The organism is Sphingomonas sp., assembly GCF_003248515.1.
Lineage (GTDB): Bacteria > Pseudomonadota > Alphaproteobacteria > Sphingomonadales > Sphingomonadaceae > Sphingomonas_I.
In genome coordinates this window covers 431,280-455,339 of sequence record NZ_QFOB01000004.1, presented here as the reverse complement: position 1 = coordinate 455,339, position 24,060 = coordinate 431,280, and the positions used below count along the sequence as shown (strand labels likewise).

Sequence of the window (24,060 nt, the reverse complement as noted above, 5' to 3'; positions counted from 1 at the left end):
GCCGGCCGGTTTTCGGAAGTTATTGCAGGCAGCAGGCGCTGCCGGAGCCGATCAGACTGTAGAGCGTCAGCACCGCGACGAGGATGATCATCCGCTCCTCCGTCGCCACGCCACGGGCGCGACGGCGCAGCGAGATCGTCGGGTGACGGGCGCCGGACTGTCCGGCAATGTCCATCGTCTCTCTCCTTTCGGAAAAACCATGCTGGCCGGCCCCCCCGATGCACCGGGGGGCGCGGTCCGTCAGGCGGCCAGATCGATGAGGATTTTGAGGTTGGTGCCGGCGGGATCAAGCAGCGCGTCGAAGCCGTCCTTCACCGCCGTATCCAGCGTGATGCGGTTGGTGACGGCGCGGCCGGCGGGCAGCGCGCCGCTCGCGATCAGGTTCATCACGCGTGGCCAGTACCAGGTGGGATAGGCCCATGAGCCGCGCACCTCGATATCCTTGAAGGTGACGCTGAACCAGTCGAGCGGGTTTTCGTGCGGGTGGAGGCCGGTCTGCACCACTACGCCCTGCTTGCGCACGGCATCCACGCAGGCCTTCAGCGCATGCTCGTTGCCCACGCATTCGATGGCGACATCGCAGCCGACTTTGCCCTCGGTTTGATCGCGGATGACATCGCCCACATTCTCGCGGGTCGGGTTGATCGGGATCACGCCCAGCACTGCCTCTTCCGCGAAGCGCAGGCGTGCATCGTTGATGTCCGACACGAACAGGGTGGTGGCGCCTGCGGCACGCGCGGCCAGCAGGGTCAGCAGGCCGATCGGGCCGGCGCCGGTGACGAGCACCGAGTTGCCGGCGGAAACACCGCCGCGGTCGCAGGCATAGACTGCGACGGCAGTGGGCTCCACCAGTGCAGCTTCCTCGTCGGTGAGGCAGTCCGGCACTCTGGCCACATTATATTCGTGGACGATTGCCGCTTCAGACATGCCGCCCCACTGCCAGGAGAGACCGGCAAGCGCGAGTTGGTCGCTGAGGTGGAAGGCGATCGCCCACCTTCACGGTGGTGACGCCTTCGCCGATCGCCTCGATCGTGCCGCCGAACTCATGGCCCAGTATCTGTGGACCGCGCGCCTTGGTGAAAGGGTGCGGGTTGGCATCCGGGATGAAGATCGGGCCAGACGCATATTCGTGCAGGTCCGTGCCGCAGATTCCGACATAGCGGTTGCGGACGAGAACCTGGCCCGGGCCGGGGTTGGTGGGCGCCTTGATATCTTCGATCCGGAGATCGCGCTTGGCGTGAAAACGCAGAGCTTTCATGATTTTCTCCTTGCGATGGAATGGCCGATGACGAAGGTCAGGCGGCGAGATCGATGAGGATCTTCAGGTTGGTGCCGGCGGGGTCGAGCAGGGCGTCGAAGCCGTCCTTCACCGCCGTATCAAGCGTGATACGGTTGGTGACGGCGCGGCCGGCGGGCAGCGCGCCGCTGGCGATCAGGTTCATCACGCGCGGCCAGTACCAGGTGGGGTAGCACCAGGAGCCGCGCACCTCGATGTCCTTGAAGGTTACGCTGAACCAGTCGAGCGGGTTTTCGTGCGGGTGGAGGCCGGTCTGCACCACCACGCCCTGCTTGCGCACGGCATCCACGCAGGCCTTCAGCGCATGCTCGTTGCCCACGCACTCGATGGCCACGTCGCAGCCGACCTTTCCCTCCGTCTGGTCGCGCACGACATCGCCCACGTTCTCGCGCTTCGGATTGATCGGGATCACGCCCGGCACCGCTTCCTGCGCGAGCTTCAGGCGCGCATCGTTGAGGTCGGACACGAACAGGGTCGTCGCGCCGGCGGCACGCGCGGCCAGCAGGGTCAGCAGCCCGATCGGCCCGGCGCCCGCGATCAGCACGCTGTTGCCGGCGCTGATCCCGCCGCGATCGCAGGCATAGACGGCGACGGCGGTGGGCTCGACGAGCGCGGCCTCCTCGTCGGTCAGGTTATCGGGCACCTTCGCGACATTATATTCGTGGACTATCGCCTCCTCGGCCATGCCGCCCCACTGCCAGGAAAGACCTGTCACCGCGATCTGGTCGCTCAGCGATCGCCCACCTTCACGGTGGTGACGCCTTCGCCGATCGCCTCGATCGTGCCGCCGAACTCATGGCCCAGTATCTGTGGACCGCGCGCCTTGGTGAAGGGATGCGGCTCGGCCGACGGGATGAAGATTGGGCCGGAGGCATATTCGTGCAGATCGGTGCCGCAAATGCCGACATAGCGGTTGCGCACGCGCACCTGGCCGGGGCCGGGCCGCGCGGGGGCGGTGACGTTCTCGATGCGCAGATCGCGCGCGGCGTGAAAACGCAGGGCTTTCATCATTCTCTCCATCAGTTTGTTTTGTAGGGAAAATGGTGCGGCGGGGCTGTCATCTCCGCCGCACCTGACAGGCGGGATCAGCTCAGATGATGCACGGGCTGCAGCCCGTAGACGGGCGTCGCGATGCCCTCCATTCGCGCCTTCAGCTGCAGCGCGAGATACAGCGAATAGTGACGCGACTGGTGGAGGTTGCCGCCGTGGAACCAGAGGTTTTCCTGCTGCGTCGGTTTCCACATGTTGCGCTGTTCGCCCTCCCAGGGGCCGGGATCCTTCGGCGTGTCGGAGCCGAGACCCCAGACCTTGCCGACCTTGTCCGCCACCTCCTGGCTGATCAGGTCGGCCGCCCAGCCGTTCATCGATCCGTAGCCGGTGGCGTAGACGATCAGATCAGCCGGCAGTTCGGTGCCGTCCACGAACTTCACGCCGGTCTCGGTGATCTCGTCTATCTCGACGCCGCTCTTCAGCTTGATCGATCCGTCGATCACCAGATCGCTGGCACCGACATCGATATAATAGCCGGAGCCGCGACGCAGGTATTTCATGAACAGGCCGCTCTCGTCGGCACCGAAATCCAGCATGAAGCCGGCTTCCCGCAGGGCGTCATAGAAGGACGCGTCCTTCTTCTTGACCTGATCGTATACGGGGATCTGGAAGTCCGCCATGATCCGGTAGGGCAAGGATGCGAAAGTCATGTCCGCCTTGCGGGTCGTCATGCCGTTGGCGAGCGCGCGCTCCGAGTAGAGATCGCCCAGCACTTCCTCTGTCAGCGAGTCCGAACGCAGGATGTGGGTGCTGGAACGCTGCACCATCGTCACGTCCGCGCCCGCTTCCCACAGCGCCGCGCAGATATCGTGCGAACTGTTGTTGGCGCCGATCACCACCACCTGCTTGCCGGCATAGGCGTCCGGCCCCGGATGTTGCGAGCTGTGATGCTGCTCGCCCCGGAAGCGATCCATGCCCTTGAACTGCGGCACGTTGGGCTTGCCGGACATGCCCGTCGCCAGAACCAGCTGGGTCGGATGGAGGATGATCTCCTCGCCGTCCCGGTTCACGGTGACCGCCCAGCGGCCCTTCTGCTCGTCGAACACGGCGTTGTGCGCCGTGGTCTTCGACCAGTAATTCACCTCCATCACGCGGGTGTACATTTCCAGCCAGTCGCCGATCTTGTCCTTCGGCGCGAAGACCGGCCAGTTCTTCGGGAAATCCAGATAGGGCAGGTGATCGTACCAGACCGGATCGTGCAGGCAGAGCGACTTGTAGCGCCCGCGCCACTGGTCGCCGGGGCGATCATGGCTGTCGATCACGATATGGGGCACGCCCAGCTGGCGCATCCGCGCGCCCAATGCGATGCCGCCCTGGCCGCCGCCGATGATCAGCACATAAGGCTGCTCCGTGCGGCCCAGCGCCTCCACTTCCGCCGCCTTGCGCTCTGGCCAGCTCTTGCGGCCGCGGATCACGCCATGCTCCGCGCCCATGATCCGGGTCGGCCCGCTGCGTTCCTCATGGCCCTTCAGCTCGGTCAGCGATGTCAGCAGGGTCCAGGCCTTGCCGTCGCGCAGCCGCACCAGGCCTTCGCCGCGCCCGATGCCCGTCTCCAGCGAGAGCCAGGCGGTGACGATCCCGTCCTCCTCGCTCGGCTCCTCCGCGATCGTGAAGCGCGCAGTGCCGACATGGGGGAGGGTGGCCTCCAGCATATCGTGGATGCCATCCGGATTTTCCACGGTCCGGATGTTCCAGGTGAAGGCGATCAGATCGCGCCAGAAGCTGGTCGTCCCGAACAGTCGGGAGGCGGCGGTCGCGTCCTTGCGTGCCAGCGCCGCGTTGAGATCGGCCACCCATTTGTCGGCCACGATGCGCGCGGTGGTCGCCGTCTCGTCCGGGGATGGCCTGGTCAATTCGGTCATGTCTCTCTCCTTGTTCCGGTGGTGCGTGGCGATGTCAGACGAACACCATCCCGCCGTCCGCCATCAGGCTCTGGCCGGTGGTGAAGCCGCTCTCGGTCGAGGCCAGCCAGCGGGCGACGCCCACCAGATCGCCGGGCGTAGAGGCGCGGCCCAGAACGGCGCCGGCGGCGAAGGTCTCGAAGGCCTCCTGCGGCCGCTCGGTCAGCGCATTGTCCTGAAAGCCCTGGTCGATCGTCTTCCACATGTCGGTGGCGACGACGCCGGGGCAGATGGCGTTGACGCGGATGCCGTCCTTGCCGAAGGCGCGCGCGGCGGCCTGGGTGAAGGCGACCACGGCGAACTTGCTGGCCGAATAATGGGCCAGCGGCTCATAGCCCTGCTTGCCGGCGATAGAGGCCGTGTTGACGATCGATCCGCCGGTGCCCTGCGCCTTCATCTGGCGGACGGTTTCCTGCACGCCGATCATCACGCCCAGCGCATTGATGTCCATCACCACGCGGAAATCCTCCTCGGTGATGTCGAGGAAGGGGCGGACCTGCGCGATGCCGGCATTGTTGAACATCGCGTCCAGCCCGCCGAACGCGGTCACCGCCTCGCCGATCGCGGCGCGCACCGAGGCGCGGTCGCGCACGTCCACCTTCACCGCGCGGGCCGATCCGCCGATCTCCGCCGCGACGGCGCGGGCCTTCTCCTCATTGATATCGCCCACCACGACGCGCGCGCCGCTTTCCGCCAGCCCCCGCGCGATCGCGGCGCCGATGCCCTGGCCCGCTCCGTTGATTACGGCGCGCACGCCATCCAGATCGATTGCCATCCAGCCTCTCCTTTTCGTTTTGATGATCGGCATCGCAAACCGCGTGCCAGCTTCGAAAATCCCGGTTTTCCGGGACAATCCGCATGATGTGGGGGAGGGGCGCCACAAGTGGCCGCCACAGGGCGCGCCACAGTTGCGGCGGCCCTCAGAACAACAAGGCGAACTTGAAATAGGCGGCGTTGGTGCCGGTCACGTTGCGCCCATCGATGCTACGCGAATAGCGCAGGGTGAGCGACGTCTTCTTCGAAAGCGTCACCATCGCGCCCGCGCCCAGCGCGGTGTCGTGCCCCGCCGGGCTGGCGATGCCCAGGCCACCCCGGTAATAACCGGCCTGGTTCTTCTGCCAGTCGAACGAGACGAAGGGCTCCACTGGCGTCTTTGTCTTCAGGCTCGCGCGCACATTGGCGTGATAGCTGTTGCCCTCGTCGATATCCGGCGTGCTGCCGTTGCGGCGATTGCCCCGGAAGATCGCGCCGATATCGCCGCCGATACTGGCTATCGGGCTCTGCACATCGAAGAAGAAGGACGAATAATTGGCCCAGAAATCGTTGGTCACCTGCTGCGCGCCGATCGGCACGCTGACGAACGTCTGGAAGCCCAGCGTGCTGTTCTTCGAAGGCTTGAACCAGGTGGCGATGCCGGTGAGCGGATCGCCGAAGCCGCTGGCCTTCACGCCGGGTCCGGTGACGCGCACCTCGGGCTGGATATATTCATAGGCGAAGCCCACGTCGGGCAGCCCGTCGAACGTCCAGAAATGCACATATTTCGTCAGGCCGACAACCAGATCGGTGTCCGGCCCGGCCACGCGGTGGCCCGATCCGTCATAGCGTTTCGATCCGCTGTTATATTCGCCATATTGCACCACCACGTCGAACGGGCGGAAGCCGTCCGTCGGCAGATCATATTCGTGCGGGCCGATCACCGCGAAGGTGATGTCCTCGGCCCGCGCCGTGCCCGTCGCGCCGATGCCCCCGATCACGCACAGCATGGGCGCGAAATGCCTCGCCTTCATCCTCATCCCTCCGGATCCTGTTATTGGGAGGAAGAAGAGCAACAGGCGTGCCAGGTGCGGAAATCACCGGAAAACCGCGCTGTCCGGCCAATGCGGGGTGTGGCGCGCCACAGCCCTGCGCCTCAGTTGTGCGGCATGATACCGAGGCGCCGCATCCGGCGGTGGACGGTCGTGCGATCCACGCCCAGGCGGCGCGCCGCCTCGGAGACATTGCCGTTGCACGCGGTCAGCACGCCCTGCAGCGCGCCGGCCTCGTCGTCCGTGCCCTCTACGCCATGGGCGATCGCGTCGGGCAGGTCGGCGCAATCGATCACGCCGCCCTCGTTCAGCGCCGCCGCCACCGCGATGACATTGTCCAGTTCGCGGATATTGCCCGGCCAGGCATGCGCCCGCAGCAGCGAGAGCGCGGCGGGCGTCACCGCGATTGTCCGTCCGTCGGCCGAATGCCGCTCCAGCAGGCGATCGAGCACCCAGCCGAAATCGCTCCGGTCGCGAAGCGGCGGCAGGCGCAGCGCGGCGGCGCTGAGCCGATAATACAGATCCTCGCGGAACAGCCCGTCCGCCACCAGATCCGCCAGCGGCCGGTGCGAGGCGGAGAGGACGCGCAGGTCGACGCGCCGGGGCGTCACCGCGCCCACCGGCTGCACCTCGCGCTCGGCCAGCACGCGCAGCAGACGGCTCTGCAGGCCGAGCGGCATGTCGCCGATCTCGTCCAGGAAGAGCGTGCCCCCGTTCGCCTGCTCGATCAGGCCCTTACGCCCCTTCGAGACCGCGCCCGTGAAGGCGCCCGGCGCATGGCCGAACAATTCGCTCTCGATTAGCGATTCCGGGATCGCCGCGCAATTGATCGCCACGAACGGCCCCTGGCGGCCGCTACCGTCATGGATGGCGCGGGCGAGATGCTCCTTGCCCGTGCCGGTCTCGCCCTGGATCAGTATCGGCAGCGGCGTGCGCGCCAGTTTCGCGGCCTTGTACTGAAGGTCGCCGATTTCGGGCGATCCGCCGCCGAGCTGGCGGATCGAGGCGGGCAGGCGGATAGTGGAGACCGCGCGCCCCGCCGGCTTGGGCTCGATCGCGTGGGCGAACAGCACGTTGCCGTCGCGCATCCGCACCCAGCGTTCCTGTGTAGAGCGCCGGCGGGTGAGGTCCGGCAGGCCATCGATGTCGAACTCCGCGAAATCGGTGATCGATCGCCCGATCAGGTCGGCGGGGTCGCGCCAGTCCGCGCCGATCGCGCGGCCCAGAAGCCGCGCGCCGAAATGGGTCATGCCTGCGATCCGGCCGCCATCGTCGATCGCGATCGCGCCTTCGGGGTCCACGTCGAGAAACTCCGGCGATCGAGCGAAGCGCAGCACCCACTGGTGGCGGGTCCGCGCCATCAGATGGGCCATCTCCACCCGCCGCGCGGTGGCGGAGACGAGGTGCAGCGCCAGGTTCTGGCTGGCCTTGGGAGCGGGCGAGGAGAGCAGCGACAGGTCCAGCACCGCTGCCAGCCGCCCTTCGCTGTCGTAAATGGGGGCGGCGGTGCAGGAGAGCGGCGTGTGCGTCGTGTCGAAATGGTCGTCCTGATGGATGGTCAGTGCCTCGCCGGTAGCGATGCAGGAACCGACCGCGCTGGTCCCGCTGCCTGGCTCCGACCATTGCGAGCCCAGATACAGCCCGGCCTTGCGCAGGTTCCCGTCGAAGAACGGATCGCCCATGAAATCCACGGTTACGCCCTGGCGATCGGCGAGCAGCAGCACATAACCCTGGCCCGCCACCTGCCCGTAAAGCCGCTCCAGCCCGGATCGCGCGATTGCGATCAGCTCTTCCGATTGCTGGCGATGTTCCTTCAGCCGCTGTTCGGTGACGATGATAGCTTCGCAGGCGCGGGCCGGATCGAGGCGATGCTGGTCCAGGCACCGCCGCCATGACTGGACGACGAGGGGGGCGCGCGCCGTCGCGCCGCCCATCGCCGCGCCCTCGATCTCGCGCACATGATCGGCATGTGTCGGCATGTCGTATCGCGGTGGTCTTTCGATCCGACCGCGCCTCTCCGTTTTATCTCGGGGCAGGGTGCCCGACCCGGTGCGCTCTTGCAAATGGGCCCTAGGTGCAAGGCGTGGTTATTTGAATGCGATACGCTCGGGTGATAGTCTCTACCCGAGGCAATCATCGTCGCCGTCCTCAACGCGCGGGCTTGACGGGCCAAGCCAGCGTCTGCTTTTGGCTCCGTTGCCTAGCCCTCGGATGACCAAGATTGGTCGGTAGCTGTCGTCGGCCGCTGTCAACTGAACGAACGGGCGTTTACGCCTGTCAATCCTTCAAACCGGACATTCCGCTTCCCACCCCGAATTAGCGCCTCCCGTTCACCTGCGCTGTGCGTCATCGACGCTATAGAACATCGGATTGTGCATCCACTCCCGCACGGCCGACTCCCTCCATCCGGCACACCGCTCGCTGATCGCGATCTGGCGCGGGAAGGTGCCATTCTGGATCTTCCGATAAAGCGTCGATCGGCTGAGCCCGGTACGCTCGAGCACGGCATCGATCCGGAGAATGCGGTCGGGGGCATCTGCGTTCATGGCGGTCACTCCGTCCATCATCTGCAGCCAAGCTGGGCGAGGATCGCGTGGGCCACCAGACAATGACAGGTGACACTCAGGGCATCTGAATTCGCGGCTGTAGCTTCGCATGCTCAAGCTCGATGCTTGAGGCCACTTCCGGGTCGATCCCTTAGCTCAGATCGCCACAAAGTCGCGCTGGACGCGATCACGCAGCAGCAGGCCACGTTTACCGAGCGCGATCTTGCCCGGTTCGTGCACCGGCACAGCGATGGCAAAGAGCAGTTCGATCGGGTCATGGCAGCGGTGCACGCGTCGATCTGATCGACCGCTGGGACGGCGAACGACGCGAAGCGCCGGCTGAAAGCCGGATCATCCTCACCCACACCAATGACGAGGTGCGCCAGCTCAACCTAGCTGCGCGCAACAGGCTCCGGAATGCGGGTGAGCTCGGGCAGGAGTTCGCCGTCCAGACCGGTCGCGGCGAGCGGGTGTTCGCGGCCGGAGACCGCGTCATGTTCCTGCACAACGAGCGCGGGCTGGGCGTGAAGAATGGCTCTCGCGGGATCGTCGAGAGTGTGAACCAGGTGCGGATGGCGGTGCTGCTCGACGACGGGCGCAGCATCGCCTTCGACCTGAAGGACTATGCGCAGGTCGATCATGGCTATGCCGCCACCGTCCACAAGGCGCAGGGCATGACGGTGGACCGGGTCCATGTGCTGGCGACGCCGGGGCTCGACCGGCATGCCGCCTATGTCGGGCTGTCGCGGCACCGGGCAGGCGTCGGCCTCCATTATGGTCGGGACGACTTCGCTGATCAGGACCGGCTCGCCGCCACGCTGGGTCGCGAGCGGGGCAAGGACATGGCGTCGGACTATCCCTTGCCGGCACAGGTGTCGGAGAAGGCGCCCGAGCCGCCCCGCAATCCGTTCGCCGGCCTGCGGCTCGGCGTCGCACGAGCCACCGATGAGCCCGAGCGATCGCCTCTCGCGCGGGCGGTTGAGCGTTATGCGCGGGCCATGCTCGATATCGAGCGGCTGGGCCGGCGCGGCGATCCGCTGCCACACCAGGCTGCGGCCCTGCGGACGGCGCGCGATGGCGTGAACGCCATACGGCCGCTGGCATCACGGGATCTGGCGTCGGCATTCGGGGCCGACCCGCAGCTGATGGAAGAGGCAGCGCGCGGCCGTCCTGCCGCTGCCATCCAGGCGATGCAGCTGGAGGCGGAGATCCGCGTCGATGCCGCGCAGCGGGCAGACCGGTTCGTCGCGGAATGGCAGAAGGAGACGCTGCGTTGGCAGGGCTACCGGCAGAATGGTGACGTCGTGCGCGCTGAACACACGGTCGACCGCATGAGGGACATGGCAAAGGACCTGCAGCGCGACCCCCAGCTCGAGTCGCTGCTCCGGAATCGCCGGATCGAGCTCGGTCTGAAGGCTTCCGGCGGGCAGGGTTTGTCCCACGACCTCCAGGATCATTCCGCCCTCTCGCGTGGTCGCGGCCTTGGCCGCTAGCGTCGCGCGATGACCCAAGATCCCTCCGAAACCGACCCCGCCGCCGCCTTCGAGAGCCTGCGCCGGGAGATCAGCCTCACCCGCGCCGCAGTCGAAGGCCTCACCGCCGCGCGGGAGCGCATCCCTGATTATGGTCCGACACTCACGGCTGTCGTCGACGGCCTGAAGAAGATCTACGATGTCGCCGTGCAGATCGGGAGCAGCCCGGCGATCCAGCTGCCACCGGCCGCCATGGCTGGCGAGATGAAGAGGGCCAGCGAGATCGCGCGGGCTCCGGATGCCGAACTTCTGCGGCAGGCCGCCGGCGATCTGCAGCGCAGCTGCGCGCAGATCGACCTGATGATCAAACGGGGGCAGGCGGCAGACCAGCAATACTGGCTCATGGCCGCGTGCGTCGTCTTGGGGGTATCCCTCGCCATCCTCGCCATGATTATCTTCTGACCGATCGTGCGCGTAGTGCCCGCTCGCCGCGTCATGGGCGCCGCAACGGGCCTGAGGGCGGCTTGCGACCAATCCAGGCCGTTCAAGTGCTCGCGGCCACGTCCTGTAAGCCGACATTCCAGGATCGTTTGTGCACGCGATCGAGACGCTCGCGGTCCGAGCGGCTGGAACACTGCGCTGACGCGCGCTCCAGCGCGTCGGCTGCCTCGCGCTGGCAGTCCTGCGCTGCCTCGGGCTCAATCGCCTGAAGAGACGCGAGCGCCTTTTGCAGGCGGACACCGACCTCGACCATGCCAGCGCCGTCGCGCGCGATAGGCCGGTAGAGATCCTCGATCAGGTCGGGAAACGCGAATGCGGGCACCTTCACATTGTCGGGAGGAGCCAGGTTCGGGTCGAGCTCATGTCGCAGCATGGTCGCGAGAACCCGCGTCCCCGCCTCGATCACCGCGATCGCGGTGCCCGGGTCGTTGACCGCCGGCGACAATGCGCGCGAGGCAATCTCGGAGAGCACCACCAGCCCGAAGCGTGGATCGGTATCGAACACGCGGTGATGGGCGAGCGTGAAGGCCGAGCGGATGCGACAGACCTGCTTTTCGTCGAGAGCAGCCTCACTCCAGGCGAGCAGGCGTGCCGGATCGACGAGCGTTCCCGGCAGCGCTGCGAGATGGATGTCAGCCCCGATCTCGTCCGCGACCTCGGACAGCGCGATCACGTCGACATGATTGACCCGGCCGATCTCGGTGTGACGGACCGCCGATGCGTTTTCCGGCACGATGATCCGCTGCCGTGGGCCGAAGCGCGGGCGAAGTGCCATGGCCTTGGCCGCCATGGTCGCTGCGCGCTCAACCCTGTCGATCGTGTCCTGCATCCGCCCGAAGCGCGCGACATGCTCGATCCAGCGCAGGAAAGTGATGACGATCAGTGCGATCACGAGGATCGTGCCGGCGAACAGGATCACGCGGCCGGTCTCTCCATAGAGGCCGGTCGACAGCGCGATGATGCCGACAATCGCGAACAGGAAGCTGCCAAGGAAGGTGCCAAGCGCATTCTGGGCGACGCTGTCATCGATGAGCAGTTGCACGGCCCGTGGCGTGACGCTGCTTGCAGCGCCGGCATAGGCCGACACCATCGTCGTGAGAGAGAAAGTAGTGACCGCCAGCATGCTGGAGGCCAACACGTTCAGGATTTCATCGACCGACTTCGATCCAAGCTTGGCGGCGAAGTCGTAGGACAACGCATGGCCGATCAGCACACCGGCGAACGCCAGCACGACGCCGAAGATGCAGAAGAGCGACGCCCGGAACCACATGCGCCGCGCGAGCAGGCGCAGAACCCACTGCCAGCGCGTCATGCGCGGGCCTCATGTGGAAGATCAGTCGCTTCTGGAATTCTCATTTCCCCCGCTCTTTCAGCCGCACCTTGCCGGCGTCAGGGCGATACGCCTCTCGGACCGCCGGGTTCCGGTTCTGGTGGACAGGGCAGGCCCGGCCGTTCAGTCCTCTGAACGGGTCCGTAGTGCGTTGGGAGTATCATGCAGCACGTCGATGTCGTCACTCTGGGGTTGCTGCTGTTCGTCGCCTGCCTGGTTGCGATCGTCACGCGCCGCATCGGTCTGCCCTACGCGATCGGGCTGGTCGTCGCCGGGATCGGGCTCAGCCTTGCCGGATATCAGAGCCGTATCGCGCTCACGCCCGAGTTGATCTTCACTTTCCTGCTGCCGCCGCTGATCTTCGAGGCCGCGCTTCACCTCGGCTGGGGCCAGTTCAAGCGGGAAGCACCGCTCGTGCTCAGCATGGCCTTTGTCGGCACGCTGCTCTCCGCCTTCGTGGTGGCGGCCGGCATGCACTGGGTCATCCACTGGAGCTGGCAGGCGTCCCTGCTCTTCGGTTCCCTCATCGCCGCGACCGATCCGGTGTCGGTGATCGCCATGATGAAGGAGCAGAATGCCGAGAAGCGGCTCCGCTTCCTGATGGAGGCCGAGAGCATCGTGAACGACGGCGCCGCCGCCGTCCTCTTCGCGCTCGTCGTGGCCTGGATCTCGGGAGGGGACAGCAGCGCCGGCGGCGTGGCGATCTCGCTCGTCACCACAGTAGGCGGCGGCGTGCTGTGCGGCCTTCTGGTCGCGGGCTCGCTGCTCACGATTGCCGGCCGCTCGGACGACCATCTCGTCGAGATCACGTTGACGATGCTGGCCGCCTACGGTTCCTTCCTGATCGCGGAGAAATTCCATGTCTCCGGCGTCCTGGCGACGCTCTCGGCCGGCATGCTGGTCGGGAACTGGGGCCGTGGACGCCGCCTCACCGAATATGGTGGCGAGGCGATGATCCGCTTCTGGGATTTCGCCGCCTTCCTCGCCAACTCGGTGGTCTTCCTGCTGATCGGCAGCCGTGAGGCAGCGCAGCAGCTGGGTGCCTATCTCTGGCCGGCCGCCATCGGCACCGCCCTAGTGCTCGCGGGCCGAACCATCGCGGTCTATCCGATCACGGCGGTGTTCCACCGCACCGCACTCGCGACCAATCGGATCACGCAGCACATCCTCTTCTGGGGTGGGCTTCGCGGTGCCTTGGCGTTGGCACTGGCACTTGCGGCGCCTGCCGAACTACCCGAGCATGACGCTCTGATCGGCGTCGCCTTTGCGGTCGTAGCCTTCTCAATTTTCGTTCAGGGGCTCAGTGTGCCAAGGCTGCTGAAGGCCGCCTCCATCGCCAAAGACTGAGGCGGCAGGCGACCAATCCAAATTATTCCCGGGCTTTCGGTGGCTTCCTAAAAGCTGACCTTCCAGAACCGACGGGGCACCCGATCAAGACGCTATTCGATGAGCTGGCGCTAGCCAATCTTCGCGAACATCGCGGATCCCGCAGCGCGCACGCGCCTTAGCGTCAGAGCGTCGTCGCGAGACACGGCGACGGTGCCAGCTAAACCGTCGAGCAGCGCGCTCACATCCGCGAGCCGTGCATGGTTGATCCGGTAGAAGATCAGCTTAGCCTCGCGTCGCGTCTCGACGAGCGCCGCATTGCGCAACACGGCAAGCTGTTGCGACAGCGCAGGCTGGCCGATGCCTGAAACCTTTTCCAAATCGCCGACCGAGCGCTCGCTATCTGCGAGAGCGATCAGGATCGCCAGGCGCGTGGCATGCGCCAGCGCCTTTAGCAATTCGGCCGACGCTTCGAGATCGGACATGCTCACGCGGCATCCGGGACGGGCTGGTAAAACCAGTCCGATGGATCCTCGCCCGCGACGATGTCCTCTAGTGTCTGGCTCGGCTCGCGCAGCAGGTCCGCACCAGGCTCCCAATCGGCAGGGGCGAGCACACCGCCACCATGGACCCGCTGCAAGGCGCGCACGGTGCGTATGATTTCGGGAATCGAGCGGCCGACCTCGGCGGGATAGGTAGTAGTAGCCCGAACGACACCATCGGGATCGATTACCATCGTCGTGCGCACCGTCGAAGCATCGGTGGCATCGTGCGCCACCATGCCGAACGCCTTCGCGACCTCCAGCGTCGGATCCTCGATAATCGGGAAATCGATCTTGACCTCGAAGCGGTCATGGATCGCCCGCATCCAGGCGAGATGCGAGAACAGGCTGTCGACCGACAATCCGAGCAACGCGCAGTCCATGTCGGCGAAAGCCTGTGCCATGCGCGCCAGGCCGACAAATTCCGTCGTGCAGACCGGCGTGAAGTCGGCGGGGTGTGAGAAGAACACGAGCCACCGGCCGCGATAGTCTGAAAGCCTCACCGCACCCCTTGTAGTTCGAGCCGTAAAATCCGGCGCCGCATCGCCGAGCCGCACCGGTGCGGGAGTGTGTGCGTCCATCATCTTCCTCATCAAGCCCAACAATCTGGCCGAGCACGATCCTTGACACAAGTCAGATACACATATACACGCTTTCTGTAAATGTGATGGAGTCTTTTGATGGACACCGCTCTAAGCCACGCCAGCACCCTCATCGCAGAGGCGGGTGCGGAATCGTCGCCAAAGCCCGTAGTGCGAACCTTCTTCGACGAGCCCACCTTCACCGCGAGCCACGTCGTGTTCGATCCGGCGACCCTGAAAGCCGCGATCATCGACTCGGTGCTGGACTTCGATCCCGCAGCTGGCCGCACGTCGCATGCCTCAGCTGACGCGATCATCGCATTCGTTCGGGCAGAGGGCCTTGTCGTCGAGTGGCTGCTCGAAACCCACGCGCATGCCGATCATCTTTCGGCCGCGCCCTATCTTCAGCAGCAGCTTGGCGGACAACTCGCGATCGGTCGTGCGATCACGACCGTCCAATCGGTATTCGGCAAGCTCTTCAACGAAGGCACCGCGTTCGAGCGCGACGGATCGCAATTTGATCGACTGTTCGATGATGGCGACACCTTCACGATCGGCTCGCTTTCGGCCTCGGTGCTTCATGTCCCCGGACACACGCCGGCCGATCTTGCCTATGTCATCGGCGACGCCGTCTTCTGTGGCGACAGCCTGTTCATGCCGGACTACGGGACCGCGCGAGCTGACTTTCCCGGCGGCGATGCGCGCCAGCTCTATCGTTCGATCCGCCGCCTGTTGTCGCTCCCACGCGAGGCGCGCCTGTTTCTCTGTCACGACTACAAGGCGCCGGGCCGCGACAGCTTTGCGTGGGAGACCACGATCGGGATCGAGCGCGACGCTAACGTCCATGTCCATGACGGCGTGAGCGAGGATGCCTTCGTAACGATGCGGACGGCGCGCGATGCGACCCTCGCGATGCCCCGCCTGATCCTGCCGTCGGTCCAGGTCAACATGAATGCGGGTCGGCTTCCAGAGCCGGAAAATAATGGGACTCGCTACCTCAAGATTCCGCTGGACGTGATCTGATGGCGTGGTCCAGCGCCCAACCATTGGCCGGACTTTTTGGCGGCCTTATGATCGGACTAGCAGCCGCGATCATGCTGCTGGGACTCGGCCGCATTGCCGGCGTGAGCGGCCTTGCCGCCCGCGCCGTCGGGATCGCGCCACCGGGCGCTCCGTGGGTCATCGCCGTCGCCTTCATCGTCGGCCTGCCCCTTGGCGGGGCGCTGGTCGGCACTGGCGGTTTCGCCTCCGCGATCCATATGCCCGCTTCACTCCTTACCCTGATCGTTGCTGGATTGCTGGTAGGGATCGGCACACGCCTCGGGAGCGGCTGCACGAGCGGGCATGGCGTGTGCGGCCTGTCACGGCTGTCGCGTCGATCCATGCTCGCAACGCTGACCTTCATGGCCGCCGGCATCGCAACCGTTGCCGCGATGCGCGGACTGGCGGGCTGATGCGCGCGCTCGTCGCCTTGGTCTCCGGCACCCTGTTCGGAGCGGGCCTCGCCGTATCCGGAATGACCGATCCCATGCGCGTCCGTGCGTTTCTCGACATTTTCGGTGGCGCGTGGGACCCGACGCTCGCCTTTGTCATGGCCGGTGCGATCGTGCCGATGACGGCAGCCTGGGCGTTGCAGCGCCGGATGGCGAAGCCGGTAGCAGAAACGGTTTTCCACCTCCCGAGCACAAGTCGCGTTGACGCCCGCCTACTCGGTGGCGCCGCGCTGTTCGGCATGGGTTGGGGCCTTGCCGGACTCTGTCCTGGACCAGCGATCGCCGACCTTGCCCTTCGCCCGATCCCCGCCGCGACCTTCGTCGCGGCGATGCTGACCGGCTTCGCTCTGCATGCGGTCGCAGGACGCATAAGCCCCAAAACAACGACCGCCTGATCTCAAGGAGAGGATGATGTCGCCCAAGTCGCTGACACCGGATCTGTCCGTCGCACCGCAGCTGTCGCTTGGCGACATCGAGGAAGCGGCCGAACTCGGCTTTCGCACGATCATCGACAACCGGCCGGACGATGAAGAAGCGGGCCAGCCCGAGGCAGAGGTGCTGGCCGCACATGCTCGCCGGCTCGGAATGGAGTTCGTCCACCAGCCCATCGTGCCAGGCCAGATCGGTGACGCTGACGTCGAGGCGTTCGGCAGGACGATGCTGGGCTGCGCCAAACCCGTGCTCGCCTTCTGCCGCACGGGGACGCGATCGACGACATTGTGGGCGCTAGCGCACAAGGACCAACAGCCGCCTGCGGATATTCTCTTGACCGCCAAGGCGGCAGGCTACGACCTCTCCGCACTTCTTCCGAAGCTGGAGCGCGGCTCACGCCCGCACGATGTTGTCATCGTCGGCGGCGGTTCGGCCGGGATCGCCACGGCCGCCTCACTGCTGCGACGCCGCCCCGGCCTCGACGTCGTGATCGTCGAGCCGCGCGACCGGCATTTCTACCAACCGGGCTGGACGATGGTCGGCGGTGGCATCTTCGATCCGTCCTCGACCTGCAGGCGTGAGGCGGACGTCATTCCGTCCGGAGCGAACTGGGTGAAAGGCGCGGTCGCGACGTTCGATCCCGAGCGCAACCGCGTGACGCTCGAAGACGGCGCGGCCCTAAGCTATCGCACCCTCATCGTGGCGCCGGGCAATGTGCTCGACTGGAACGCCGTCGACGGCCTCGAAGCGACCCTCGGCCGCCACGGCGTCACCTCCAACTACAGCTACGAGACCGCGCCCTACACCTGGGAACTGGTCCAGGATCTGCGCGAAGGCGTCGCGCTATTCACCCAGCCGCCGATGCCGATCAAATGCGCCGGTGCGCCGCAGAAGGCGATGTATCTTTCCTGCGATCATTGGAAGCGGACCGGGCGTCTCGGCAATATCGATGTCGCCTTCCATAATGCGGGTGCGGCCCTCTTCGGAGTCAAGGAATATGTCCCGCCGCTGATGCGCTATATCGACGACTACGGAATCGACCTGCGGCTCGAATCGAAATTAATAGCCGTCGATGGGCCAGCGCGCCGCGCGACCTTCGCCACCAAGGCCGGCGAAATCACGCGCGACTTCGACATGCTCCACGTCTGCCCGCCCCAGAAGGCACCGGAGTTCCTCGCGCGCAGCCCGCTCGCCGATCAGGCGGGCTATACCGAGGTCGATCCCGCGACGATGCGGCACGTCCGCTACGAAAATATCTTCGGCCTGGGCGACGGCGGCTCGACGCCCAATGCAAAGACGGCGGCTGCGGCACGCAAGCAGGCCCCGATCGTAGCGGTCAATCTTCTGGCTGTGCTCGACGGTAAGGCCCCCCCGGCCGTCTACGACGGCTATGGCTCCTGTCCGCTCACCGTCGAGCGTGGGCGCATCGTCCTCGCTGAATTCGGCTATGGCGGCAAGTTGCTACCGAGTTTCCCGAAATGGATGATCGACGGACAGAAGCCGCAACGGCTCAGCTGGTGGCTCAAGGGGCAGGCGCTCCCCTGGATCTACTGGAATGGTATGCTGAAGGGGCATGAGTGGCTGGCCAAACCGCTCCTCGCTGACGTGGCCTGAGCCATGCTCGACACGTTGCAATACGGCCTTGGCGCCCTGTCCGGTGGACTTGTCGGCTTCTCGCTCGGCCTCGTGGGTGGCGGCGGCTCAATCCTCGCCGTGCCGCTAATGGTCTATCTGGTCGGCGTGTCGAGTCCGCACGTCGCGATCGGCACCAGCGCCCTGGCCGTCGCAGCGAACGCGGGAACAGGCCTTGCCAGCCACGCGCGTGCCCATACCGTCAAGTGGCGGTGCGGCGGCATGTACGCGGTTGCCGGTGTCGCGGGTGCGCTGGCGGGATCGACCATCGGCAAGGCATTCGACGGGCAGAAGCTGCTGTTCCTCTTTGCCCTCGTCATGCTCGCCGTCGGCGCGCTGATGCTCAAGGGGCGCAAGGCGGTCGGGATCGAGGGCGCGCAGTGCAATCGGGAGAATGCCCCCAAAGTGCTGGGCTATGGCCTTGGTACGGGGCTGTTCTCCGGCTTCTTCGGCATTGGTGGCGGTTTCCTGATCGTGCCGGGACTGGTCGCCTCGACCCGGATGCCGATGATCAACGCGGTCGGCACGAGCCTGGTCGCCGTCACGGCCTTCGGCCTGACCACGGCGCTCAATTATGCCTTCTCGGGGTTGGTCGACTGGCCGCTCGCCGGCGTGTTCATTGCTGGGGGCATAGCCGGTGGCTTCGGCGGCACGATGACGGCGAGGCGTCTTTCGGGAACGGGAACGCTGACCACGGTCTTTGCGGTGCTCATCTTCGTCGTGGCAGGCTATATGCTGTGGAAGAGCGCGGCGGCGCTATGACGGTCATGGCTGACAAGGAGGCGCGGTGCCTTGCGGTCGAGGCGCTCGTCGCGACTGGCAGGGGTGTGATCGAAAGCTGCCGCGAAGTCGGCATCTCGGAAAGCGTCTTCCAGCGCTGGAAGCGCGCGAAGCGACAGGGAGCAGGTAATTAGATGCTGTCGTCACTCGATCCGGTGATTTTGGCGCGAGCCCAGTTCGCCTTCACCGTCTCCTTCCATTTTATCTTTCCAGCCTTTTCGATCGGGCTGGCAAGCTACCTGATGGTGCTGGAGGGCCTGTGGCTGAAGACGGGCAGCGGCATCTACGCAAACCTCTATCGCTACTGGCTCAAGATCTTCGCGGTCGCCTTCGGCATGGGCGTCGTGTCCGGCCTCGTCATGTCCTACCAGTTCGGCACCAACTGGTCGGTCTTCTCGACCAAAGCCGGGCCGATCATCGGGCCGCTGATGGCCTATGAGGTGCTGACCGCTTTCTTCCTCGAGGCAGGCTTCCTTGGCGTCATGCTGTTCGGCATTTCCAAGGTTGGGCGCGGGCTGCACTTCTTCGCGACCTGCATGGTGGCGCTCGGCACGCTGGTCTCGGCGACGTGGATCATCAGCGTGAACAGCTGGATGCAGACGCCGGTCGGCTATGCGATCAACGCCAAGGGCCAGTTCGTGCCCGCCGGCTCCTGGCTGCCGATCATCTTCAATCCCAGCTTCCCCTATCGGCTCGTTCACACCGTCATTGCCGCCTATCTCACCACCTCGCTCGTGGTGGGCGGGGTCGGCGCCTGGCATCTGTTGAAAGACCGCACCAATCCGGGTGCGCGACGCATGTTCTCGATGGCGATGTGGATGGCGGCGCTCGTCGCCCCCATCCAGATACTTGCCGGCGACGCGCACGGCCTCAACACGCTCGAGCACCAGCCTGCCAAGGTGCTGGCGATGGAGGGGGACTATCATCCGAGTCCCAATGGCGCGCCGCTGATCCTGTTCGGGCTGCCGAGCAACGACGAGGCCCGCGTCCGCTACGAGGTGGCAGTGCCCAAGCTCGGCTCGCTGATCCTCAAGCATGATCCCAATGCGCCGCTGCCGGGACTGACCGATTTCCCACGCGACAAGTGGCCGCCATCGCCGATCGTCTTCTGGTCGTTCCGGATCATGGTGGCGCTGGGCTTGGCGATGCTCGGCCTCGGCCTGTGGAGCCTGCTCGCCCGCGCCCGTAAACAGCTCTATGACTGGCCATGGCTGCATCGGGCCGCCGTCGCATTGAGCCCGGCGGGCTTTGTCGCGGTGATTGCCGGCTGGGTGACGACCGAGGTCGGCCGACAGCCCTATACCGTCTATGGTTTGCTTGAGACGGCAAAATCCCATTCGCCGCTGGGGGCGCCGGCCGTCGCCTCATCGCTGCTCGCCTTCGTGCTGGTCTATTTCTCCTGCTTCGGCGCCGGCACGCTTTACCTTTTGCGGCTGATGGCGAAGCCGCCCGAGCGCGGCGAGACCGAGCCGCCCAACGTGCCGAACCGCACGGCAGGCATTACACCCGCGCCTGCGGTGGGCGCGGTCCCGGCGGCGGAGTGACGATGATGGGGCATTTCGATCTTACCATCGTCTGGGCGTGCATCATCGGCTTTGCGGTGTTCGCCTATGTCGTGATGGACGGCTTCGACCTGGGTATTGGCATCCTGTTCCCGAGTTTCGCTGTCGGCGACGAGCGCGATCAGGCGATGAACGCGATCGCGCCCGTGTGGGACGGCAACGAGACATGGCTGGTGATGGGCGGCGGCGGGCTGCTCGCCGCTTTCCCGCTGGCTTATGCGATCATCCTGCCGGCGACCTATCCGCTGATCATCGCGATGTTGCTGGGCCTCGTCTTCCGGGGCGTCGCGTTCGAGTTTCGCTGGCGCGATCCTGGTCATCGACCGCTGTGGGATTTCGCGTTCATGCTCGGCTCGCTCGTCGCTGCGCTTTCGCAAGGGATCGTCCTCGGCGCGATCCTGCAGGGCATTCATGTCGAGGCCGACGCCTATGCCGGTGGCTGGCTCGACTGGTTGAGCCCGTTCAGCCTGCTCACCGGCGTCTCGGTGGTAATCGGCTATGCCCTGCTCGGAGCGACCTGGCTGGTGTGGAAGACCGAAGGCTCCGCGCAAACTCATGCTCGGCGCCTCACGTTATGGTCCGGCATGGCGACGCTGCTGGCGCTGGGAGCCGTAAGCGCAGCGACGCCATTTCTCGCATACGACTATTGGCACCGCTGGTTCACCATGCCGGGCGTGCTGCTGACCGCGCAGGTGCCGCTGATGACGCTGATCGTGGCTATTGCCTTCTTCATCAGCCTTCGTCGTGGTGCCGAACGGCTGCCCTTCCTGCTGGCGCTGGCGATCTTCCTTCTCGGCTTCGTCGGCCTCGGGATCAGCATCTATCCCTACGTGGTGCCACGCTCGGTGACGATCTGGGATGCCGCCGCTCCCCCGCAGAGCCAGCTCTTCATGCTGGCCGGCGCCGTCATCATCGTGCCGGTCATTCTCGCTTACACCGGCTGGGCCTACTGGGTGTTTCGCGGCAAAGTCGGCACCCACGGATATCATTGATGGAAGCCGAGCGCCCCTTCTGGCACCGCCTTTTGTGGATGATCGGCATCTGGACGGCGAGCGTCCTGGCGCTCGGCATCGTCGCATCCATAATCCGGTTCTGGTTGCGGTGAGGAGAATGGTGTGCGGAAGATTTTGACGGCGATGACCATGATCGGGCTATCGGGTCCGACCATTGCCCAGTCCGCTTTGGCGGTCCCGCACTTTGGCAAGATCGTTGATGTGCCCGGTGCGCAGGAGCGTCCCGATTCGAAGATCGAATATCGGGTCGTTTTCGGCGTGACGAAAGCTGCGCCGAAACGAGATCAAGCGAACCCCTCGCTTGAGCGCGTCGCCCGTTTCGTGAACCTGCTCACGCACTATGGCGTCGGCCGAGACAATATTCATGTCGTGGCGATTATATCCGGACCTGCAACTGCGATCGTTCGCAAGCCCGATGGCGGAGCATCGCAACCCATCGACGCGGCGCTTATCGGTGAGTTAACCTCCGCCGGTGTTCGGGTAGCAGTTTGCAGTCAGGCGGCGAGCGCGCACGGCATCGCGGCGACGGACTTGTTGCCCGGCGTGCACCTCGATGTATCGGCGATCACGACGATCGCCACGTTGCAGGCGAAAGGCTATGGCTACCAGCCGGATTGACTAGGCTGTTCAGCCGCTCGCACTTTAATCGCCACCGAGATGCAGCAGCAGAGCCGTCGGGCAGCTCTGATGCTTTGCAGCTCCAAAGCTGCCTGGCGGATAAGTCCCAATTCTCGCCATCCAGCTTGCTTATCTGTGCCGCCGGGCTCTGGTGCTCGCTGCATAAACACACGTCTGCGATTGGGCAGCGGCTGTTGGATCGCGGATGCCCGCCGTCTGCCGTGACGGGGCAGCTTCTTCGACAGTCTTTGCAGGCCTAAAGAGGGGCTATGGTTACGATCGGCGCGTTCTTTGATGCGTACCCCGGCTTTTTAGCTGACCCGGAGGGCGTTTCACCGCAAGCCGCCCCACTTGGGGTACTATTGGGGGTGTCTAGCCGCGCGAGCACAAAAAATTCGCAATAAAACAAGCTCCTAAGGCATGGGTCGACAGTAAACGGTTTCTGTCCCCGCAACCAACTTCAAATATCCCACAACCGCCCAGGGCAGCCTGCGGCGGCTTTTTTGTGCCTCCTTCCCGCGCGACACCCACTCGCCCCCCAAACACTCCTCGAAGCGCCCATCGCACGGGCCCGCACTGCAGATCGTCAGCTGCCCCCGCCCAGCGGATGCCCCGGCCTCGCCGCCACAACCCGAAAACCCCCGCGCCAGAGCTGACCTGCTCCCCGTTTCCAGGTCGCTGATAAGTCAGCTTCCGTGTCCTCATGCCCCCTGGCGAGGGCGGGTGGTGAATTCGGCGGCTGCCATGCCACCGAGGCTGCTGTGCGGATCTACGGCATTGTGGTCCGTCCGCCATGCCCCGCGAACCCGTCTCGCCGTAGCGCTCGTCTCCATCCGACGAACAGCCTCACCGAATGCGTGACGTCCGGGGAGCACGTCACCGTCGATCAAGGCTGCGGCCGATGCGCTCCGTCATGTGGATCGAACGCATTTCGGATCCCGGACCCCATGACAGCACTCCATGCCGAATTCGGCTTCTTACGATCGGTCTCCCGTGGCTCCCGGGCGGGCCTGGCGCCAGGTGACGTCGCGCCGCCCGCTTATGCGGCCGCTATCCCCGAGCCGATCGAACTCTCCATCGTGGTGCCGACCTTCAACGAGCGCGCCAATGTCGGCCCGTTGATCGGGCGTATCGCTGCGGCGCTGGCCGGCGTGCAGTGGGAGGTGATCGTCGTTGACGACGATTCCCCCGATCGCACAGCGGATTATGTCCGCACCCTGCATGCCCGGGATCCGCGTGTGCGCGTCATTCGCCGCGTCGGCCGTCGCGGGCTGTCCTCGGCCTGCGTGGAAGGCATGCTTGCCTCCAGCGCGCCTTTTCTCGCGGTGATGGACGCCGATCTGCAGCACGATCCGGCCCTGCTCGCGGCGATGCTGGCGACGCTTCGGGCGGGCCACACCGATCTCGTGATCGGCAGCCGCCACGTCGCCGGCGGATCGCTTGGCGAATGGGCGGGATCGCGCGCCGCCGCCAGCCGCCTGGCGACATGGTTCGCCACGAAGATGACCGCGGTGGACCTGACGGATCCCATGAGCGGCTTTTTCGCGCTGCGTCGCGAGGTGATCGATCGATGGGCTCCGGAACTGTCCGCGATCGGCTTCAAGGTGCTGCTCGATATCGTGCTTACCGCCGGCCCATCACTCCGCATACGGGAACTCCCGCTGCGCTTCTCCACGCGACGGCATGGCGAGAGCAAGCTCTCCCTGCGGGTTACCTGGGACTATGGCATGATGCTGGCGGACAGGCTTTTCGGCCATGTCATTCCCGTGCGGCTCTTTTCCTTCGCCTGCGTGGGGGCTCTGGGCCTGCTGGTTCACCTCGCCGTGCTGGGGCTATTGTTCAGGCTGCTGGGCGCGGGCTTCCGGATATCGGAAGTCGTGGCCACCGGCGCCGCCATGATCGGCAACTATGCGGTGAACAATCTCCTCACCTATGCCGATCGCCGTCGACGGGGATGGGGATGGCTGGGCGGCCTGGCCAGCTTTGCGCTGGTCTGCGCGATCGGCGCGATCGCCAACGTGCTGGTTGCGACCACCGCACTCGGTATGGGGCTGCCCTGGGAGATGGCCGCGATTGCCGGTATCCTGGCCGGCATGGTGTGGAATTACGGTGCGTCGGCCCGATATACCTGGTCGACGGACGCGTGACCGTGCCGATGCAGCAGATATCGGGCGGCGTC

Annotated in this window: 28 protein-coding genes; 14 read left to right on the top strand and 14 right to left on the bottom strand. The window is 65.5% G+C overall.

The window, feature by feature from the left end:
* Positions 1-19: 19 nt before the first annotated feature.
* From DI605_RS09620 to DI605_RS09570, 11 genes are all read right to left on the bottom strand, one after another.
* Complete coding sequence (locus tag DI605_RS09620; RefSeq protein WP_293972515.1) at positions 20-175, bottom strand: hypothetical protein; 156 nt, start codon at positions 173-175, stop codon at positions 20-22.
* 65 nt (positions 176-240) lie between these two features.
* Entirely contained in the window at positions 241-927 is a 687-nt protein-coding gene (locus DI605_RS09615) for a zinc-binding dehydrogenase (protein WP_293972512.1), read from the bottom strand.
* Complete coding sequence (locus tag DI605_RS09610) at positions 920-1,258, bottom strand: alcohol dehydrogenase catalytic domain-containing protein (RefSeq protein WP_293972511.1); 339 nt, start codon at positions 1,256-1,258, stop codon at positions 920-922. Before DI605_RS09610 ends, DI605_RS09615 begins: the two co-directional genes overlap by 8 nt.
* A gap of 37 nt (positions 1,259-1,295) precedes the next feature.
* Positions 1,296-2,012 carry a zinc-binding dehydrogenase gene (locus DI605_RS09605; RefSeq protein WP_293972509.1) on the bottom strand — a complete coding sequence of 239 codons (717 nt, stop codon included), beginning with the start codon at positions 2,010-2,012 and terminating at the stop codon, positions 1,296-1,298.
* Between the two features lie 14 nt (positions 2,013-2,026).
* Positions 2,027-2,305 (bottom strand): alcohol dehydrogenase catalytic domain-containing protein, encoded by a 279-nt coding sequence (locus DI605_RS09600; RefSeq protein ID WP_293972506.1) that lies wholly within the window; start codon positions 2,303-2,305, stop codon positions 2,027-2,029.
* 77 nt (positions 2,306-2,382) lie between these two features.
* Positions 2,383-4,209, bottom strand: coding sequence for an NAD(P)/FAD-dependent oxidoreductase (locus DI605_RS09595; protein WP_293972503.1), 1,827 nt, complete (start codon positions 4,207-4,209; stop codon positions 2,383-2,385).
* 34 nt (positions 4,210-4,243) lie between these two features.
* Entirely contained in the window at positions 4,244-5,023 is a 780-nt protein-coding gene (locus DI605_RS09590) for an SDR family NAD(P)-dependent oxidoreductase (protein ID WP_293972500.1), read from the bottom strand.
* Between the two features lie 145 nt (positions 5,024-5,168).
* A complete protein-coding gene (locus DI605_RS09585; protein ID WP_293972497.1) occupies positions 5,169-6,035 on the bottom strand; it encodes a transporter in 867 nt (288 codons plus the stop codon).
* 122 nt (positions 6,036-6,157) lie between these two features.
* Entirely contained in the window at positions 6,158-8,032 is a 1,875-nt protein-coding gene (locus DI605_RS09580; RefSeq protein ID WP_293972495.1) for a sigma-54-dependent Fis family transcriptional regulator, read from the bottom strand.
* A 351-nt stretch (positions 8,033-8,383) separates the two neighbouring features.
* Entirely contained in the window at positions 8,384-8,599 is a 216-nt protein-coding gene (locus DI605_RS09575; protein ID WP_293972492.1) for an AlpA family transcriptional regulator, read from the bottom strand.
* Between the two features lie 156 nt (positions 8,600-8,755).
* Entirely contained in the window at positions 8,756-8,890 is a 135-nt protein-coding gene (locus DI605_RS09570) for a hypothetical protein (protein WP_293972489.1), read from the bottom strand.
* An 86-nt stretch (positions 8,891-8,976) separates the two neighbouring features.
* Here DI605_RS09570 and DI605_RS09565 point away from each other — a divergent pair, with 86 nt between their 5' ends.
* Both DI605_RS09565 and DI605_RS09560 read left to right on the top strand, forming a co-directional pair.
* Positions 8,977-10,092: a hypothetical protein gene (locus DI605_RS09565; protein WP_293972486.1), complete on the top strand. Its 1,116-nt coding sequence runs from the start codon at positions 8,977-8,979 to the stop codon at positions 10,090-10,092.
* Positions 10,093-10,101: 9 nt separating this feature from the next.
* Positions 10,102-10,533, top strand: a complete 432-nt coding sequence (locus DI605_RS09560; RefSeq protein WP_293972483.1) for a DUF6118 family protein — start codon at positions 10,102-10,104, stop codon at positions 10,531-10,533.
* Between the two features lie 82 nt (positions 10,534-10,615).
* Here DI605_RS09560 and DI605_RS09555 read toward each other — a convergent pair whose 3' ends face one another.
* Complete coding sequence (locus tag DI605_RS09555) at positions 10,616-11,884, bottom strand: DUF2254 domain-containing protein (protein ID WP_293972481.1); 1,269 nt, start codon at positions 11,882-11,884, stop codon at positions 10,616-10,618.
* Between the two features lie 180 nt (positions 11,885-12,064).
* Here DI605_RS09555 and DI605_RS09550 point away from each other — a divergent pair, with 180 nt between their 5' ends.
* Positions 12,065-13,249 (top strand): sodium:proton antiporter, encoded by a 1,185-nt coding sequence (locus DI605_RS09550; protein ID WP_293972478.1) that lies wholly within the window; start codon positions 12,065-12,067, stop codon positions 13,247-13,249.
* A gap of 110 nt (positions 13,250-13,359) precedes the next feature.
* Here the strand turns inward: DI605_RS09550 and DI605_RS09545 are convergent, their stop codons facing one another.
* Both DI605_RS09545 and DI605_RS09540 read right to left on the bottom strand, forming a co-directional pair.
* The gene (locus DI605_RS09545; RefSeq protein ID WP_293972475.1) at positions 13,360-13,713 is read right to left on the bottom strand and encodes a metalloregulator ArsR/SmtB family transcription factor; all 354 of its coding nucleotides are present in this window, start codon (positions 13,711-13,713) and stop codon (positions 13,360-13,362) included.
* Positions 13,714-13,715: 2 nt separating this feature from the next.
* The gene (locus tag DI605_RS09540; protein ID WP_367120037.1) at positions 13,716-14,354 is read right to left on the bottom strand and encodes a peroxiredoxin; all 639 of its coding nucleotides are present in this window, start codon (positions 14,352-14,354) and stop codon (positions 13,716-13,718) included.
* A gap of 96 nt (positions 14,355-14,450) precedes the next feature.
* Between DI605_RS09540 and DI605_RS09535 the strand changes: the two genes are divergently transcribed.
* The 11 genes from DI605_RS09535 (at position 14,451) to DI605_RS09485 (ending at position 24,028) form a co-directional block, all read left to right on the top strand.
* On the top strand, positions 14,451-15,374 hold the full coding sequence (locus DI605_RS09535) for an MBL fold metallo-hydrolase (protein ID WP_293972472.1): 924 nt from the start codon (positions 14,451-14,453) through the stop codon (positions 15,372-15,374).
* Positions 15,375-15,421: 47 nt separating this feature from the next.
* Positions 15,422-15,805 carry a YeeE/YedE family protein gene (locus DI605_RS09530; protein ID WP_367120036.1) on the top strand — a complete coding sequence of 128 codons (384 nt, stop codon included), beginning with the start codon at positions 15,422-15,424 and terminating at the stop codon, positions 15,803-15,805.
* Positions 15,802-16,239 carry a YeeE/YedE family protein gene (locus tag DI605_RS09525; protein ID WP_293972611.1) on the top strand — a complete coding sequence of 146 codons (438 nt, stop codon included), beginning with the start codon at positions 15,802-15,804 and terminating at the stop codon, positions 16,237-16,239. Before DI605_RS09530 ends, DI605_RS09525 begins: the two co-directional genes overlap by 4 nt.
* Before the next feature lie 16 nt (positions 16,240-16,255).
* A complete protein-coding gene (locus DI605_RS09520; protein WP_293972466.1) occupies positions 16,256-17,890 on the top strand; it encodes a bifunctional protein tyrosine phosphatase family protein/NAD(P)/FAD-dependent oxidoreductase in 1,635 nt (544 codons plus the stop codon).
* A 3-nt stretch (positions 17,891-17,893) separates the two neighbouring features.
* Positions 17,894-18,670 carry a sulfite exporter TauE/SafE family protein gene (locus DI605_RS09515; RefSeq protein WP_293972463.1) on the top strand — a complete coding sequence of 259 codons (777 nt, stop codon included), beginning with the start codon at positions 17,894-17,896 and terminating at the stop codon, positions 18,668-18,670.
* Positions 18,667-18,822, top strand: coding sequence for a transposase (locus DI605_RS09510; protein WP_293972460.1), 156 nt, complete (start codon positions 18,667-18,669; stop codon positions 18,820-18,822). The genes DI605_RS09515 and DI605_RS09510 overlap by 4 nt, the downstream gene beginning before the upstream one ends.
* Positions 18,823-20,232, top strand: coding sequence for a cytochrome ubiquinol oxidase subunit I (locus DI605_RS09505; RefSeq protein ID WP_293972457.1), 1,410 nt, complete (start codon positions 18,823-18,825; stop codon positions 20,230-20,232).
* A 2-nt stretch (positions 20,233-20,234) separates the two neighbouring features.
* Positions 20,235-21,242 carry a cytochrome d ubiquinol oxidase subunit II gene (cydB, locus tag DI605_RS09500; RefSeq protein ID WP_293972454.1) on the top strand — a complete coding sequence of 336 codons (1,008 nt, stop codon included), beginning with the start codon at positions 20,235-20,237 and terminating at the stop codon, positions 21,240-21,242.
* A complete protein-coding gene (locus DI605_RS09495; protein ID WP_293972451.1) occupies positions 21,242-21,355 on the top strand; it encodes a DUF2474 domain-containing protein in 114 nt (37 codons plus the stop codon). Before cydB ends, DI605_RS09495 begins: the two co-directional genes overlap by 1 nt.
* Before the next feature lie 10 nt (positions 21,356-21,365).
* Positions 21,366-21,881 (top strand): DsrE family protein, encoded by a 516-nt coding sequence (locus DI605_RS09490; protein WP_293972448.1) that lies wholly within the window; start codon positions 21,366-21,368, stop codon positions 21,879-21,881.
* A gap of 947 nt (positions 21,882-22,828) precedes the next feature.
* Positions 22,829-24,028: a glycosyltransferase family 2 protein gene (locus tag DI605_RS09485; protein ID WP_293972445.1), complete on the top strand. Its 1,200-nt coding sequence runs from the start codon at positions 22,829-22,831 to the stop codon at positions 24,026-24,028.
* Positions 24,029-24,060: the final 32 nt, after the last annotated feature.

Coding starts and splice junctions, on each gene's coding strand:
- DI605_RS09620 (WP_293972515.1), bottom strand. CDS start 175: ATGGACATTGCCGGACAGTCCGGCGCCCGTCACCCGACGATCTCGCTG.
- DI605_RS09615 (WP_293972512.1), bottom strand. CDS start 927: ATGTCTGAAGCGGCAATCGTCCACGAATATAATGTGGCCAGAGTGCCG.
- DI605_RS09610 (WP_293972511.1), bottom strand. CDS start 1,258: ATGAAAGCTCTGCGTTTTCACGCCAAGCGCGATCTCCGGATCGAAGAT.
- DI605_RS09600 (WP_293972506.1), bottom strand. CDS start 2,305: ATGAAAGCCCTGCGTTTTCACGCCGCGCGCGATCTGCGCATCGAGAAC.
- DI605_RS09595 (WP_293972503.1), bottom strand. CDS start 4,209: ATGACCGAATTGACCAGGCCATCCCCGGACGAGACGGCGACCACCGCG.
- DI605_RS09590 (WP_293972500.1), bottom strand. CDS start 5,023: ATGGCAATCGATCTGGATGGCGTGCGCGCCGTAATCAACGGAGCGGGC.
- DI605_RS09585 (WP_293972497.1), bottom strand. CDS start 6,035: ATGAAGGCGAGGCATTTCGCGCCCATGCTGTGCGTGATCGGGGGCATC.
- DI605_RS09580 (WP_293972495.1), bottom strand. CDS start 8,032: ATGCCGACACATGCCGATCATGTGCGCGAGATCGAGGGCGCGGCGATG.
- DI605_RS09575 (WP_293972492.1), bottom strand. CDS start 8,599: ATGAACGCAGATGCCCCCGACCGCATTCTCCGGATCGATGCCGTGCTC.
- DI605_RS09560 (WP_293972483.1), top strand. CDS start 10,102: ATGACCCAAGATCCCTCCGAAACCGACCCCGCCGCCGCCTTCGAGAGC.
- DI605_RS09555 (WP_293972481.1), bottom strand. CDS start 11,884: ATGACGCGCTGGCAGTGGGTTCTGCGCCTGCTCGCGCGGCGCATGTGG.
- DI605_RS09550 (WP_293972478.1), top strand. CDS start 12,065: ATGCAGCACGTCGATGTCGTCACTCTGGGGTTGCTGCTGTTCGTCGCC.
- DI605_RS09545 (WP_293972475.1), bottom strand. CDS start 13,713: ATGTCCGATCTCGAAGCGTCGGCCGAATTGCTAAAGGCGCTGGCGCAT.
- DI605_RS09540 (WP_367120037.1), bottom strand. CDS start 14,354: ATGATGGACGCACACACTCCCGCACCGGTGCGGCTCGGCGATGCGGCG.
- DI605_RS09535 (WP_293972472.1), top strand. CDS start 14,451: ATGGACACCGCTCTAAGCCACGCCAGCACCCTCATCGCAGAGGCGGGT.
- DI605_RS09530 (WP_367120036.1), top strand. CDS start 15,422: ATGATCGGACTAGCAGCCGCGATCATGCTGCTGGGACTCGGCCGCATT.
- DI605_RS09520 (WP_293972466.1), top strand. CDS start 16,256: ATGTCGCCCAAGTCGCTGACACCGGATCTGTCCGTCGCACCGCAGCTG.
- DI605_RS09515 (WP_293972463.1), top strand. CDS start 17,894: ATGCTCGACACGTTGCAATACGGCCTTGGCGCCCTGTCCGGTGGACTT.
- DI605_RS09510 (WP_293972460.1), top strand. CDS start 18,667: ATGACGGTCATGGCTGACAAGGAGGCGCGGTGCCTTGCGGTCGAGGCG.
- DI605_RS09505 (WP_293972457.1), top strand. CDS start 18,823: ATGCTGTCGTCACTCGATCCGGTGATTTTGGCGCGAGCCCAGTTCGCC.
- cydB (WP_293972454.1), top strand. CDS start 20,235: ATGATGGGGCATTTCGATCTTACCATCGTCTGGGCGTGCATCATCGGC.
- DI605_RS09495 (WP_293972451.1), top strand. CDS start 21,242: ATGGAAGCCGAGCGCCCCTTCTGGCACCGCCTTTTGTGGATGATCGGC.
- DI605_RS09485 (WP_293972445.1), top strand. CDS start 22,829: ATGACAGCACTCCATGCCGAATTCGGCTTCTTACGATCGGTCTCCCGT.